The following is a 13,584-nucleotide window of genomic DNA, read 5'->3' as shown; positions in this document are numbered from 1 at the left end:
TAGCGAAAAATACCAGAACGGAATAACCTGAGAGTGATTCGTTATTTGTCAGCTTTTGTAAGCTATGCTCATATGACTCTCTTTATAATCAAATGAAAAGGCTTATAACGATGTCCACAGGGAAAACGTTGCTCGCGCTGGCGCTCAGCGCACTTTTACCGGCAGGGGCGGCATTTGCGGCCAATACCGATACCATCATCTACTGTTCTGAAGCCTCACCCGAATCGTTTAACCCGCAAATCGCCAGTTCCGGCCCGTCATTCGTGGCCAGTTCGCAGGTGCTGTACAACCGACTGATCAATTTCGATCCGGTAAAAAATACGCCGGTGCCGTCGCTGGCGACCGACTGGACGATTTCCCCGGACGGGAAAACATACACGTTTACGTTGCGTCAGGGCGTGAAGTTCAACAGCAATAAATTCTTTAAACCGACGCGCGATTTTAATGCCGATGACGTTATTTTCTCGGTGCTGCGCCAGAAGGATGCAGATCATCCGTACCATAATGTGTCGCAGGGCAGCTACGAATACTTCAATGATGTCGGCCTCGATAAGTTGATTAAAGAGGTGAAAAAGGTCGACGATTATCACGTCCAGTTTGTGCTGAACGAACCCAATGCGGCATTCCTCGCTGACTGGGGCATGGATTTCGCCTCCATTCTCTCCGCAGAGTATGCCGATGCGATGCTGAAAAAAGGCACACCGGAAAACGTCGATAACTGGCCTGTCGGCACTGGCCCTTACGTACTGCAACACTACAAGCAGGATTCACAGATTCGCTACCTGGCGAACCCGAACTACTGGGATGGCGAAGTGCCGACCAGACATCTTATTTTCTCGATTACGCCTAACGCCCAGACGCGCCTGGCAAAACTGCAAACCAACGAGTGCCAGATTATTCCGGCGCCATCACCCGTACAGTTTGACGAGATTAAAAAGAATAACGCGTTAACGCTGCATTCGGTCGATGCGCTGAACGTCGGCTATCTGGCCTTTAATACCGAGAAAAAACCGTTTGATAACGTACTGGTGCGCCAGGCGTTAAATTACGCCACTGATAAAAAAGCCATTATCAACGCGGTGTTCCTCGGTTCCGGTACGGTGGCGAAATCGCCCATTCCGCCAAATATGATGGGCTTTAATAACAACCTGAAGGATTACGACTACGATCCGCAAAAAGCCAAAGATTTGCTGAAGCAGGCGGGGCTGGAGAAGGGGTTTGAGGCAACGCTCTGGTCGATGCCGGTGCAACGCCCTTATAACCCCAATTCCCGGCGCATTGCGGAAATGATCCAGAGCGACTGGGCAAAAGTCGGCGTGACGGCGAAAATTGTCTCTTACGAATGGGGAGAGTATCTGTCCGGGATGCGTAAAGGCGAGCACGATACCGCGCTGTTCGGCTGGATGTCTGACAATGGCGATCCAGATAACTTTGCCGATGTGCTGCTGGGCTGCAACAGCATAAAAACCGGCTCAAATGCCGCGCGCTGGTGCGATAAAGGGTATGATGATCTCGTCCAGAAAGCGAAACAGGTGAGCAAGCCGGAAGAACGTGCGCAGCTCTACCAGCAGGCGCAGGATATTTTCTATCAGCAAGCGCCGTGGATCGCGCTGGCAAACGGCAAAACGTTCTACGCCACACGCAGCAACGTAACCGGATACAGCGTAAGCCTGATGGGCAGTGATTTTTCAAAAGCTAAATTGAATTGATGGTTTAAGGAGAGTTTATGTCGCACCTGGAAGAGGTCACTGCGCGCGTAGATGCCGCTATCGAAGAGAGCGTCATTACCCATATGAACGAACTGCTGATCGCGCTGAGCGATGACGCCGAACTGAGCCGGGAAGATCGTTACACCCAGCAACAGCGGCTACGGACGGCGATTGCGCATCACGGTCGTCAGTACAAGGAAGATATGGAAGCGCGTCGCGAACAGCTTACCAAAGGCGGTAGCATTCTCTGACGTTGATAATCACGGCCTGTGAGGGATGTACAGGCCGGATAAGGCGTTTACGCCGCGACGCCGCCATCCGGCGAAGCGGCAGTTAAAACTGGCGTCTGGCGACCAGCCACGCGCCGATCACCAACAACACCGCGCCGCAAACCGGGCCTGCCAGCGCACGTAACGGCACGCCATGACTTCTCAAAATGTCCAATACCAGGCCGCCAATAAGCTGGCTGGCAACCAGAACCGCGATAGTCGTCGCCGCGCCAACGTACTGATACCCGCTAATACTGGCGAAAACGAAAAACGATCCGAGCAAGCCGGGAATCAACGTCCACCAGCGCACGCTGGAAGCCAGTTCGCTAAACCCCGCCGCGCCTTGTTTAAACCACAAAATGCTGACAAACAGGACAATCCCGACCAACGAGTTCAGCAGCATAGCGATGAGAATCGTTGACGAGTTCTGTGTGATGCGCACCATAAGCGTGTTTTGCACAACCAGCCCAATACCGGCGGCAATCAGAAAGGCGAGGGTCAGCGTCTGGTTCATTCGCGCGCATCCGGGTCGCGGCGATCGTCAAGCTGAAGCTGCATAAACGTCAGATCCAGCCAGCGGCCGAATTTGGTGCCAACCTGCGGCATTTGGGCGGTAATGCGGAACCCCAGCGTTTCGTGCAGATGCAGCGATGCCTGATTTTGCGACTCGATTCCGGCGACCATCACATGCTTGCCACATGCGCGCGCTTCCTCGATCAGACGGCTGAGAAGCGCTCGTCCGAGGCCTTTCCCCTGATGATCCGGGTGGACATATACGGAATGTTCAACCGTATGGCGGAAACCGTCAAAGTTACGCCAGTCGCCAAAGGAGGCGTACCCGGTGACGACGCCATTCTCTTCACTGACCAGAACCGGATAGCCTGATAGCTGACGCGCATCAAACCATGCGATGCGGTTATCCACATCGACCGTTTGATCGTTCCAGATTGCCGCCGTGTGCAATACCGCGTGATTGTAGATTTCGGCGATGGCGGCGCAGTCTTCTTTGCCAGCAAATCGAATAGACATGTTGAACCTCAGTTGTTGTTCACTATAGTATTACGATATGAATACTATCGAAGACAGCATAAATCAACGGATCAGTGCAAGAATTCGCATTGAGCGTGAATCGCGGGGCTGGTCGCTGACGGAGCTTGCCGAGCGGGCAGGCGTATCGCGCGCCATGATCCACAAAATCGAACGCGGAGAGAGCAGCCCGACGGCCACGCTGCTGGGGCGGCTTTCCGGGGCGTTTGGCATCAGCATGTCGACGCTGATCGCGCGTGCAGAAATGCAGGAGGGCAAGCTGCTGCGTTTTGCCGATCAACCCGTCTGGCACGACCCGCAGACGCACTATCTGCGCCGCCACGTCTCACCGCGCAGCGACCTGCCCATCGATCTCGTACAAATCTCGCTTCCGGCGGGGAGTGACGTACCGATGCCTGCGGCATCCTACGCGCTGGCAAGACAGCTTATCTGGCTACAGCAGGGAGATCTGGTCTTTGTCGAAGGCGGGGTTCGCCATGAGATGAAAGCGGGCGACTGCCTGGAGCTGGGGCCGCCAAACGACTGCCGTTTTATCAATGAGACGCAGGAAACATGCGTTTACCTGGTTGTGCGCTTAAACCACGCGGGTAATTAATGTTCGGCTACTATTGAGGGATTCATGCCACAAGCAGAGGAGAACATCATGGGCCAACAAGCATACCGTAATCGTCGTTGGGTTCTGGCTTCGCGTCCGCATGGCGCGCCGGTTGAGAGCAACTTCCGCATGGAAGAGGACGACGTGGCGACGCCCGGTGAAGGGCAAGTGCTGTTACGTACAATTTTCCTGTCCCTCGATCCCTACATGCGCGGAAGAATGAGCGACGAACCGTCCTACTCACCGCCGGTGGAGATCGACGGCGTGATGGTTGGCGGAACGGTCAGCCGGGTCGTGGAGTCCAGTCACCCTGATTACCGTCCGGGAGAATGGGTATTAAGTTACAGCGGCTGGCAGGATTATGATATTTCCGACGGGAAAGGGCTGGTGAAACTCGGTGACAACCCTGAGCATCCGTCATGGGCGCTGGGCGTGCTGGGGATGCCGGGCTTTACCGCCTATATGGGACTGCTGGATATCGGCCAGCCCAAAGCAGGGGAAACGCTGGTCGTTGCGGCCGCCACCGGGCCGGTCGGCGCAACCGTCGGGCAAATCGGCAAACTGAAAGGCTGTCATGTGGTGGGTGTCGCAGGCGGCGCAGAAAAATGCCGCTACGCGACCGAGATTCTCGGTTTTGACATATGCCTCGATCACCACGCGGCGGATTTTGCGGAACAACTGGCGAAAGCCTGCCCGCAGGGAATTGATGTGTATTATGAAAATGTCGGCGGCAAGGTGTTTGATGCGGTTCTGCCGCTGTTGAATACTTCGGCACGTATCCCGTTGTGTGGTCTGGTGAGCGGGTATAACGCCACAAAACTCCCCGACGGACCTGACCGGCTGCCACTATTAATGGCGACGCTGTTAAAAAAACGCATCCGCCTGCAAGGGTTTATTATTGGTCAGGACTACGGGCACCGGATTCATGAGTTTCAGCAGGAGATGGGGCGCTGGGTCAAAGAAGGGAAGATCCACTACCGCGAACAGATCACCGACGGACTGGAAAAAGCGCCGGGGGCGTTTATCGGTCTGCTGACCGGGAAGAACTTCGGCAAGGTCGTGATTCGCCTGGCGGATGATGCCTGAGAATTGACGCTGCATGACATTAAAAAATAGCGGGGTGATTCCCCGCTATTTTTTTAGCTTTTTTAGCTCTGGTGCTTACTCAAAACGCCATGCCAGATTGACGCCAACGCCGTAGTTTCTTCCCGGCGCCGGTTCGTAATAGCGTCCGTTTGATTCGTTGACGATCACTGAACCAACATACTCTTTATCAAACAGGTTATCGACCCGGCCAAACACATCGACCGTTAAGTTGCTGTAGTTAAACTTATACCCGGTGTTCAGGCCAACCACGGTATACGAGGGCGCTTTTGCCGTGTTTTGATCGTCTGCCATGATGTCCCCCATATAGCGGGCATCGGTGCCGGCATACCAGCCTTCATCCGGTACATATCCCAACGAGGCGAACCCCATATTACGTGCAATGCCCGGCATGCGGTTACCGTTGCAATCGCCACTTTTGCAGACGTTGCTGCGGTAGGTCGCATCCAGCCAGGTCCAGGAGGCGTTTACCCGCCAGTTACCGGCGAAACGCTGATCCCATGATAATTCCGCGCCCTGGCGACGGGTTTTACCGGCGTTTTTATATGTGGTGCGCCCGCCGCCGCTGGTGGCGACGACAATTTCATCATCCGTATCCGTCTGGAAGAGCGCCGCCGTCAGTAAACCATCGCCAATACGCGTTTTACTGCCAATTTCCACCGTGTCATTGGTGGCGGGTTTCAGGCCGAAATTCAGGCCGCTTTGTCCGTCCGGGCGATAGGAGAGTTCATTGATGGTCGGCGTTTCAAAACCGCGCCCTGCGGCCAGATAAACGTTCCACGCATCGGTGAACGCATACTTGAGCGCCCCGGCAGGGAGCCATTGATGGTAGCTGGCCTCGCCGCTGTCATCTCTGTTTCCAGGCGTAACGTAGTGATCGTTAGAGTCAAACCAGACTGAGCTGTACCGCACGCCGGCATCAAGCGAAAGTTTTTCAGTCAGCTGCCACTGCGTTTGCAGGTAGGGATCGGCGTTCCACATCAGGTTGCGCTCATTACGACGCAAATCGCCTTTTACGCCAAACTGCGGCACGCCGTTATTCAGGCGGTAGTTCTCGTATCCTTTGCGATTTTCGCTCATATTTTCATAGTTCAGGCCGGTGGTGAACGTCACAGGTACGCCCAGTTCGCCCCGGTGCGTCCAGCGGGTGTCGATACCCTGATAATGACGCTGAAGCACGATTACGCCGCCTGCATGCGCGGGGTTATCCCGCTGCGGCGCCATCGGTATGGACTGGTATTGTGTGGTTTCACGTTCACCGGCATACATCATCACGCTCAGATCGTCGTGTTCGCTGAGCTGACGCTCATAGCGCAGGCCTGCCTGAGTCTGCTTGATGGTCTTTCGCGTGTTGAACTGTTCGGCGCGCGGCGACTGCTGCGGGTTGGCTTTCCATTCGGATTCGGTCAGGCCGCCGGGGTCGTTCGCGTGAATGTCTACGCTATTGAAAATCAGGCTTAACTTACTGGCATCGTCCAGACGCACCCCCAGTTTTGCGTTAGCCAGATTCTTTTGCGCGCTGCTGCGATCGCGAAAACCGTGGGTGGTGAATCGGGTCGTGGAGACGGTGTAATCCACGTCACCCGCCTGCGTTCCGTCACCCATCGCCCCCGTGGCTTTCATGCCATAGCGCCAGCTCCCGAAACTGCCGTAATAGCTGCTGGCTTCAATCGTCGGCGGCTGGCGTCCGGTTTCCGTCGTCACGTTCATCACGCCGCCGGAAGAGTTGCCGTACAGCGCGGAGAAGGGGCCGCGCAGCACTTCCACATTCTGGACGCTGCTCAGATCGATATTGGACGTCTGCCCTTGTCCGTCCGGCATGGTGGCCGGGATGCCGTCAACATACAGACGAATACCGCGAATGCCGTATGCAGAACGGGAGCCAAATCCGCGAATTGACAACTGTAAATCTTGCGCATAATTCTGACGGTTTTGCACCTGCAAACCGGGCACGCCGTTTAAGGATTCAGACAGATTAATACGCGGCGTCGCCAGTCGCATATCTTCCCCTTCAACTACGGTGACGGCGGCGGGCGTGTCCAGTTCAGACACCGTTTGCGGCGTCGCGCTAACAATCATCGTTTGTTCATCTTCAGCCGTGGCCGCCAGGCTCACCGGCGAGAAAACGAAAGGGAATAGAAGGGCGGGAAATGCGGCCTGACGAGCGGTAATGATCTTCATGAAAAAAAACCAATCACGAGTAAACGTGCCAAATGAAATTTAATGAATACTTTAATTACTTTGTAAATATATGAAAAATTTAATAGCACGATGCGTTAATGGAACATGAAAAAATTAAAGAAATTGTAGACTGCCTGCAAAGAAACGCTCCACTTTGCACTAAATAATGATTACTATTCGCATCTACGTACAGCGAGTGGGACACGGATTCACTCGCCGAAGCCATGTGAAGCAGCTACAAACGTGTTTATCAAAGGGAGTCGTCATGCATTTACGTCATCTGTTTTCGCCGCGCCTGCGTGGTTCTTTACTGTTAGGTTCACTGCTGGTCGCGTCTTCATTTAGCACGCAGGCGGCAGAAGAAATGCTGCGTAAAGCCGTCGGCAAGGGCGCTTATGAAATGGCCTATAGCCAGCAGGAAAATGCGCTGTGGCTGGCTACTTCGCAAAGCCGCAAAACGGACAAAGGCGGGGTGGTTTATCGCCTCGACCCGGTTACCCTTGAGGTGACGCAGGCCATCCATAACGATCTCAAACCGTTTGGCGCGACCATCAACAACGCGACGCAAACGCTGTGGTTTGGTAACACCGTAAACAGCGCGCTGACGGCAATCGATGCCAAAACAGGTGATGTAAAAGGGCGTCTGGTGCTGGATGAGCGCAAGCGTTCCGAAGATGTCCGTCCGCTGCAACCACGCGAACTGGTCAGCGATGATGCGACCAACACCGTATATATCAGCGGTATCGGTAAAGAGAGCGTGATTTGGGTGGTTGACGGTGAAAAAATCGCCCTGAAAACGACCATCCAGAATACCGGTAAAATGAGCACGGGTCTGGCCATTGACAGTAAAGCGAAGCGTCTTTACACCACTAACGCAGACGGCGAGTTCATCACCATCGATACTGCGGACAACAAGATCCTGAGCCGCAAGACATTGCTGGATGACGGGAAAGAGCACTTCTTTATCAACCTGAGCCTCGACACCGCAGGCCATCGCGCTTTTATCACCGATTCCAAAACGGCTGAAGTTCTGGTGGTGGATACCCGTAATGGCAATGTGCTGGCAAAAGTAGCCGCGCCGGAATCACTGGCCGTGCTGTTCAACCCGACCCGCAACGAAGCCTATGTGACGCACCGCCAGGCCGGTAAAGTGAGCGTGATTGACGCGAAAAGCTATAAGGTCGTGAAAACTTACGACACGCCGACATTCCCGAATAGCCTGGCGCTGTCTGCGGACGGGCAAACGCTGTTCGTGAGCGTGAAGCAGAAATCAACCCGTGAGCAGGAAGCCACTCAGCCAGATGATGTTATCCGCATCGCGCTGTAACGGTTAAATAACGCTGTAAGCATTAAGTAAAAAGGAGGGGCTTGCCCCTCCTTTTTATTGCGTAACAACATCCCGATAAACGTCACGCCACCGGGCTGCCAGTGTTAACTCGCCGTCTCTTCTCGTAATACCATGTCCTGCTTACTCTCTTCCTGCGGCACAACCGGCGCGGTACGGTGAATTTCCGCCACGCGGTTGCGCACGCCAAACCAGCCAGCGACCAGCAGAATGGCAATCAGCGGAAGTGAAGCGATGGTATAGGTGCCGTTAGGGTAATCAAACGCCATCAGCACCAGAACGCTCAGCAGGAACAGCAGGGTGAGCCAGGAGGTAAATGGCGCGCCCGGTAACTTAAAGCTGACGTCTGCCGCTTTGCCTTCTTTAATCGCCTTACGCAAACGCATCTGGCACACCACGATGAAGCCCCAGGAGGCGATAATACCCAGCGATGCGAAGTTAAGGACGATTTCAAAGACCTGAGAAGGCACCAGATAGTTGAGCAACACCCCGATGACATACACGCCCAGCGTCGCCAGAATACCGGCGTACGGCACCTGTTGACGGCTCATTTTCGCCATAAATTTCGGCGCGGAACCGCCCATCGACATCGAACGTAAAATACGGCCGGTGCAGTACAGGCCTGAATTCAGACTGGAGAGGGCCGCCGTCAGCACCACAATGTTCATAATGCTGCCGATGTAAGGCACGCCCAGTTTTGAGAAGAAGGTCACGAAGGGACTCTGACCGGCCTGATACGCGTTCCACGGCAGCAGCAACACCAACAGGACAACAGAACCGACATAGAACAGGCCAATACGCCAGATCACGCTGTTGATCGCTTTTGGCACCATCGTTTGCGGATCTTTGCACTCTCCGGCCGCCGTACCAACAAGCTCAATCGACGCGAAGGCGAAGACAACGCCCTGAACCAGCACCAGAGCAGGCAACAGGCCATGCGGGAAGAACCCGCCGTTATCGGTGATCAGATGGAAGCCTGTTGTGTTGCCATCCAGCGGTTTACCGCTTCCTAAAAAGATTGTGCCGACAACCAGAAACAGGACAATCGCCAGCACTTTTACCAGCGCGAACCAGAACTCCATCTCGGCGAACCACTTCACGCCAATCATGTTCATTGTGCCCACGATCGCCAGCGCGCCCAGGGCAAACACCCATTGCGGAACGTCACCGAATGCGCCCCAGTAGTGCATATACAGCGCTACTGCGGTGATATCGACGATCCCGGTCATCGCCCAGTTGATGAAGTACATCCAGCCTGCGACGTATGCCGCTTTCTCGCCTAAAAATTCACGGGCGTAGGAGACGAAGCTGCCACTGGAAGGGCGATGCAAAACCAGCTCGCCAAGCGCGCGAAGAATAAAGAATGAGAAAATACCGCATACCAGATAAACCAGCGCCAGGGCAGGGCCAGCCATTTGCAGTCGTGCGCCAGCCCCTAAAAACAATCCGGTGCCAATTGCGCCGCCAATGGCAATCATTTGTACCTGTCGGTTGCCCATCGCCTTGTGATAACCCTCTTCATGGGCGTTCAACCAGCGTCGTTTCGCGGCATGTTGTTCAAGCGCGTTTGTATTGTGTGTTTTCATTGTGTTACCTGTTGACCTGTCGGACAGAAGAGATACTTTTTGTGCCGCACCTTTTGCTAACCAAACGATTGCCTGGCTAACGCTGAAACGGTTTTTCCCATCATTCTGTGGTAGGGATAAAACCATCGGCGGAGCATCCTACCTGCAATTGTTAAACGACGCAAAACATACCCGGAAGCACAGCGTTAAGACGTCGTGCTTTTACGTGTGGTCAGCTCAGCCGCGCTGTGGTCACGATTCAGCCAGCAGCACGGTTAATCAACTACACTTAGCGTTTTACACGTTGTGGAGGCCGCATGATCAAAGTTTATGGCGTACCCGGCTGGGGCTCGGCAATTAGCGAAGTCATGCTGACTCTGGCGGAGATTCCCTATCAATTTATCGATGTGAAAGGGTTTGATGCCGAGGGGCCGCAGCGGGATCTGCTCCAGAAGCTCAACCCGCTGTGCCAGATTCCAACGCTGGCGCTGGAAAACGGAGAAATCATGACGGAGAGCGCCGCCATTGCGCTGATGATCCTCGATCGCCGTCCCGATCTCGCGCCGCCGGTCGGACACGCCGAGCGTCAGCAGTTTCAGCGTTTGTTAATCTGGCTGGTAGCGAATGTTTATCCCACATTCACGTATGCTGATTACCCTGAACGCTGGGTGCAAAATGCCCCGGAGCAGTTGAAGAAAAGCTGCCTTGAATACCGTAAGGCGCTGTATATGTGGCTCAACGATCGGCTGATAGCGGAACCCTACGCCTTTGGCGGACAGCTAACGCTGCTGGACTGTTATCTGTGCGTGATGCGCACCTGGGGGCCGGGCCATGACTGGTTTCAGGACAACGCCTCGAACATTAGCGCGATTGCCGATGCGGTCTGCCAGCATCCACCGCTCCAGACGGTGCTGAAAAATAACGACATCATTTAGCACGGGCGGCGCCGATGATGGCCGTCAGCGCACCCAACGATTCCGTCCGGCCTCTTTAGCCCGGTACAGCGCGGCATCGGCATCCGCGATCGTCTGTTCAGCGGTTTTTCCTTTCTCTGAGCAGGCGATACCCTGACTTACCGTGACAGTGTCACTTACCGTTGACGCCGGGTGAGGGATCGCCGCCGCTTCCAGCGCTTGCTGTATTCTCGCCGCCACGCGTTCTGCGTCTTGCAACGTCGCGTCAAACAAAATAACAGCGAACTCTTCGCCGCCATACCGGGCGACCACATCTTCCGGGCTACGCACCGACTGAGCGAGTATATCCGCGACCTGACTCAGGCAGGCATCGCCGGCCGGGTGCCCGTAGGCGTCGTTATAGCGTTTAAAAAAATCGACATCGAGCATGATCAGCGCAAACGCATTTTGCTGTGCCGTTGCGCTATGCAGCAGTTTTTCCATTGCGCGCCGGTTTGCCGTACCGGTGAGCGGGTCGCGATGCGCAAGGTTATCCAGGCGCGAAATAAGCAGGTTGTTGTGTTGATTTTGTCGCCAGGCTTCATCAAACCAGCGAATCAGCATAAAACGGCCGCCCAGCAAAATAAGCGAGAAAATGCCCCAGATCACCGCGAAATGAATATTCACTTTCTGATTCAAAACAACGCTGGCGACGGGGACGGTCAGCCATAGCGGGAGCAGAAAAGCGAGTACGCTCGGCGTATGAAAATAAAGTGCGATCACGGCGCTGAGTAATAACACCGCACAGAGAGGATAGGCGAACGTTAATTGCCAGTGGCTGATGAAATAATAACTGCACCAGGACCAGAACAGGCTAAGGGTGATTAATAATCCCTGCGTCAGCCAGGATTGCCGCCGGGAGGTAATCAACAGCAGGGCACAGACCAGCATAATGCCGATAACAGCGTCATCAATAGTGCGGACAATACGCATCTCTGCCAGATAGCGCGCGTGGGTATCGTGGAATAACGCGTCACGAAAAAAGATCATCAGCGCAAAACTGATATTCACAAAAGCAAACCACGGCAGGCTGAGAGCCATTCCTCGTCTCACCATATCCTCGCGAGTGGTCCAGATGGTATGTTTCGCTTTTCTGTTATCCTGAGCCATAGCGTTATCTGAAGAGTGGATGATAAACGGGGATGCCGGAGGGCATTTCGCCTTCAGCCTGCGGTGATTTTTTTGCCCGAGGTAACGAAGGTTCCCGCGCCTAAATGATGCAGGGTATTCAGTTTATCGTCATCAAACTGCCAGCGGCCTTCAATAAAAACACGTTCATCCGCCGCAGCCGAAACCACTTCGCCAAAAAGCGTGTCATATTTTTCCTGTGCCGACGTTGCGGGCAGCAGTCGGCATTCCATCCAGGCGAGGCATTTCTCTTCGATCATGGGTAAACCGAGCACCGGGCCTTTTACCACCGGGATGCCATAGCAGTTGAATTTATCTTCTTCGCGGCCAGAGACGCTGCCTACCGCATACGTCCAGTTCGTTGCCGCTACGCCGGGAATCACGATGCCAAACATACCGCTGCGTTCTATAAGCTCGCGCGACCAGGTGGTTTTATCCAGCACAATGGCAAGACGGGGAGGCTCAAACTCGACGGGCATAGACCACGCCGCCGCCATAACATTCCGCCGCTCCGTGCGATCGTCCCGGCTGGTGATCAGAACCGTCGGGCCGTGATTTAACAGACGGCTGGCATGATGTAGCTCTACAGGACGAAAACGACTCATAGGTATGCCTCGTTCAGGGGGATTATCGTCTTATCGTAACGACACTATTGAAAATAGTGGCTAAAGGATACATGTGCAACGCACGTTATTGTACGTAATACCGCCAAAAATCAATCATACTCCAGGTTGAGAACCGCATCCGTGACATATTACGTCAGGCGGCGGGGTAACAGATTGCCGCCATCAGCGTAGAATCAGCTTTTTTGCGTGAACCCCTACAGACAGGAATGCCTTATGACGTCTTTTTTGACCGCCTATTTTGCCCGCATAAATTGGTCGGGCGCTGCCGAAGCTAATCTTGACACTTTACGAGCGCTGCATTTGCAGCATAACAGCACCATTCCGTTTGAAAATCTGGATGTCTTACTGCCGCGCGAAATTCAGCTCGACGATTTGTCGCTGGAAGAAAAATTGCTGACCGCCCGTCGCGGCGGCTATTGCTTCGAACAAAATGGGCTGTTTGAACGTGCTTTACGGGAGACAGGCTTTACCGTGCGCAGCCTGCTGGGGCGCGTCGTACTAACAAACCCGACCAGCTTGCCGCCACGCACGCACCGACTGTTACTGGTCGAACTGCAAGGCGAACCGTGGATTGCAGACGTCGGATTTGGCGGGCAGACATTGACCGCGCCCATCCGTTTGCAGGCAGAATGTGAACAACAGACGCCGCATGGCAAATACCGTTTGCGACAAGAGGGGAATAACTGGATTTTGCAGTTCCGCCATCACGATCACTGGCAGTCGATGTATTGCTTCGATCTGGGAGTTCAGCAGCAGAGCGATTACGTGATGGGCAACTTCTGGTCAGCGCACTGGCCGCAGTCGCATTTTCGCCATCACCTGTTGATGTGCCGCCATTTGCCGGATGGCGGTAAACTGACGTTGACCAATTTCCATTTCACCCATTATCAGGAAGGCCATGCGATAGAACAGCGTAATGTGCCGGATGTGGCGTCTCTTTACGCGCTATTGCAGGAGCAGTTTGGGCTGGGGGTTGATGATGCGAAGCACGGGTTTACCGAGGCGGAATTAGCGGCCGTCATGGCGGCGTTTGATACCCACCCGGAGGCAGGGAAATAAAAT

13 protein-coding genes are annotated in these 13,584 nt (G+C 54.4%); 7 read left to right on the top strand and 6 right to left on the bottom strand.

Features of this window, described 5'->3' with window-relative positions; genetic code table 11:
• The first annotated feature begins 110 nt into the window (after positions 1–110).
• Both OGX93_RS03715 and OGX93_RS03710 read left to right on the top strand, forming a co-directional pair.
• Positions 111–1,709, top strand: a complete 1,599-nt coding sequence (locus tag OGX93_RS03715) for an ABC transporter substrate-binding protein (protein ID WP_286449539.1) — start codon at positions 111–113, stop codon at positions 1,707–1,709.
• 17 nt (positions 1,710–1,726) lie between these two features.
• Positions 1,727–1,960 carry a YdcY family protein gene (locus OGX93_RS03710; RefSeq protein ID WP_012132361.1) on the top strand — a complete coding sequence of 78 codons (234 nt, stop codon included), beginning with the start codon at positions 1,727–1,729 and terminating at the stop codon, positions 1,958–1,960.
• Between the two features lie 82 nt (positions 1,961–2,042).
• Here OGX93_RS03710 and OGX93_RS03705 read toward each other — a convergent pair whose 3' ends face one another.
• Together OGX93_RS03705 and OGX93_RS03700 are read right to left on the bottom strand one after the other, a co-directional pair.
• Positions 2,043–2,492, bottom strand: coding sequence for a DMT family transporter (locus OGX93_RS03705; RefSeq protein WP_047463644.1), 450 nt, complete (start codon positions 2,490–2,492; stop codon positions 2,043–2,045).
• Entirely contained in the window at positions 2,489–3,007 is a 519-nt protein-coding gene (locus OGX93_RS03700) for a GNAT family N-acetyltransferase (protein ID WP_286449538.1), read from the bottom strand. Before OGX93_RS03700 ends, OGX93_RS03705 begins: the two co-directional genes overlap by 4 nt.
• A gap of 37 nt (positions 3,008–3,044) precedes the next feature.
• Here OGX93_RS03700 and OGX93_RS03695 point away from each other — a divergent pair, with 37 nt between their 5' ends.
• Both OGX93_RS03695 and curA read left to right on the top strand, forming a co-directional pair.
• Positions 3,045–3,620 carry a helix-turn-helix domain-containing protein gene (locus OGX93_RS03695; protein WP_286487772.1) on the top strand — a complete coding sequence of 192 codons (576 nt, stop codon included), beginning with the start codon at positions 3,045–3,047 and terminating at the stop codon, positions 3,618–3,620.
• 48 nt (positions 3,621–3,668) lie between these two features.
• Positions 3,669–4,706: an NADPH-dependent curcumin/dihydrocurcumin reductase gene (curA, locus tag OGX93_RS03690; RefSeq protein ID WP_049008493.1), complete on the top strand. Its 1,038-nt coding sequence runs from the start codon at positions 3,669–3,671 to the stop codon at positions 4,704–4,706.
• A gap of 75 nt (positions 4,707–4,781) precedes the next feature.
• Here the strand turns inward: curA and pqqU are convergent, their stop codons facing one another.
• Entirely contained in the window at positions 4,782–6,905 is a 2,124-nt protein-coding gene (gene pqqU / locus OGX93_RS03685; RefSeq protein ID WP_286449537.1) for a TonB-dependent receptor PqqU, read from the bottom strand.
• Positions 6,906–7,170: 265 nt separating this feature from the next.
• Between pqqU and yncE the strand changes: the two genes are divergently transcribed.
• A complete protein-coding gene (gene yncE / locus OGX93_RS03680) occupies positions 7,171–8,232 on the top strand; it encodes a 7-bladed beta-propeller protein YncE (RefSeq protein WP_286449536.1) in 1,062 nt (353 codons plus the stop codon).
• A 104-nt stretch (positions 8,233–8,336) separates the two neighbouring features.
• Here yncE and ansP read toward each other — a convergent pair whose 3' ends face one another.
• Positions 8,337–9,836, bottom strand: a complete 1,500-nt coding sequence (ansP, locus tag OGX93_RS03675) for an L-asparagine permease (RefSeq protein ID WP_024130324.1) — start codon at positions 9,834–9,836, stop codon at positions 8,337–8,339.
• 296 nt (positions 9,837–10,132) lie between these two features.
• Here ansP and OGX93_RS03670 point away from each other — a divergent pair, with 296 nt between their 5' ends.
• Complete coding sequence (locus tag OGX93_RS03670) at positions 10,133–10,750, top strand: glutathione S-transferase family protein (protein WP_286449535.1); 618 nt, start codon at positions 10,133–10,135, stop codon at positions 10,748–10,750.
• A 24-nt stretch (positions 10,751–10,774) separates the two neighbouring features.
• On the opposite strand, the gene OGX93_RS03665 is transcribed toward OGX93_RS03670, so the two are convergent.
• The gene (locus OGX93_RS03665; RefSeq protein WP_286449594.1) at positions 10,775–11,824 is read right to left on the bottom strand and encodes a GGDEF domain-containing protein; all 1,050 of its coding nucleotides are present in this window, start codon (positions 11,822–11,824) and stop codon (positions 10,775–10,777) included.
• Between the two features lie 107 nt (positions 11,825–11,931).
• Complete coding sequence (locus tag OGX93_RS03660; RefSeq protein ID WP_049009885.1) at positions 11,932–12,501, bottom strand: flavin reductase family protein; 570 nt, start codon at positions 12,499–12,501, stop codon at positions 11,932–11,934.
• A 234-nt stretch (positions 12,502–12,735) separates the two neighbouring features.
• Between OGX93_RS03660 and nhoA the strand changes: the two genes are divergently transcribed.
• Positions 12,736–13,581: an N-hydroxyarylamine O-acetyltransferase gene (gene nhoA, locus OGX93_RS03655; RefSeq protein ID WP_047463652.1), complete on the top strand. Its 846-nt coding sequence runs from the start codon at positions 12,736–12,738 to the stop codon at positions 13,579–13,581.
• The last annotated feature ends 3 nt before the right edge of the window (positions 13,582–13,584 follow it).

Origin of the sequence: Citrobacter sp. CK195 (genome assembly GCF_030333365.1) — a bacterium.
In the GTDB taxonomy this organism is placed as follows: domain Bacteria; phylum Pseudomonadota; class Gammaproteobacteria; order Enterobacterales; family Enterobacteriaceae; genus Citrobacter_B; species Citrobacter_B koseri.
The sequence above is the reverse complement of the archived record's forward strand: the minus strand, read 5'-3'. Positions and strand labels throughout refer to the sequence as shown.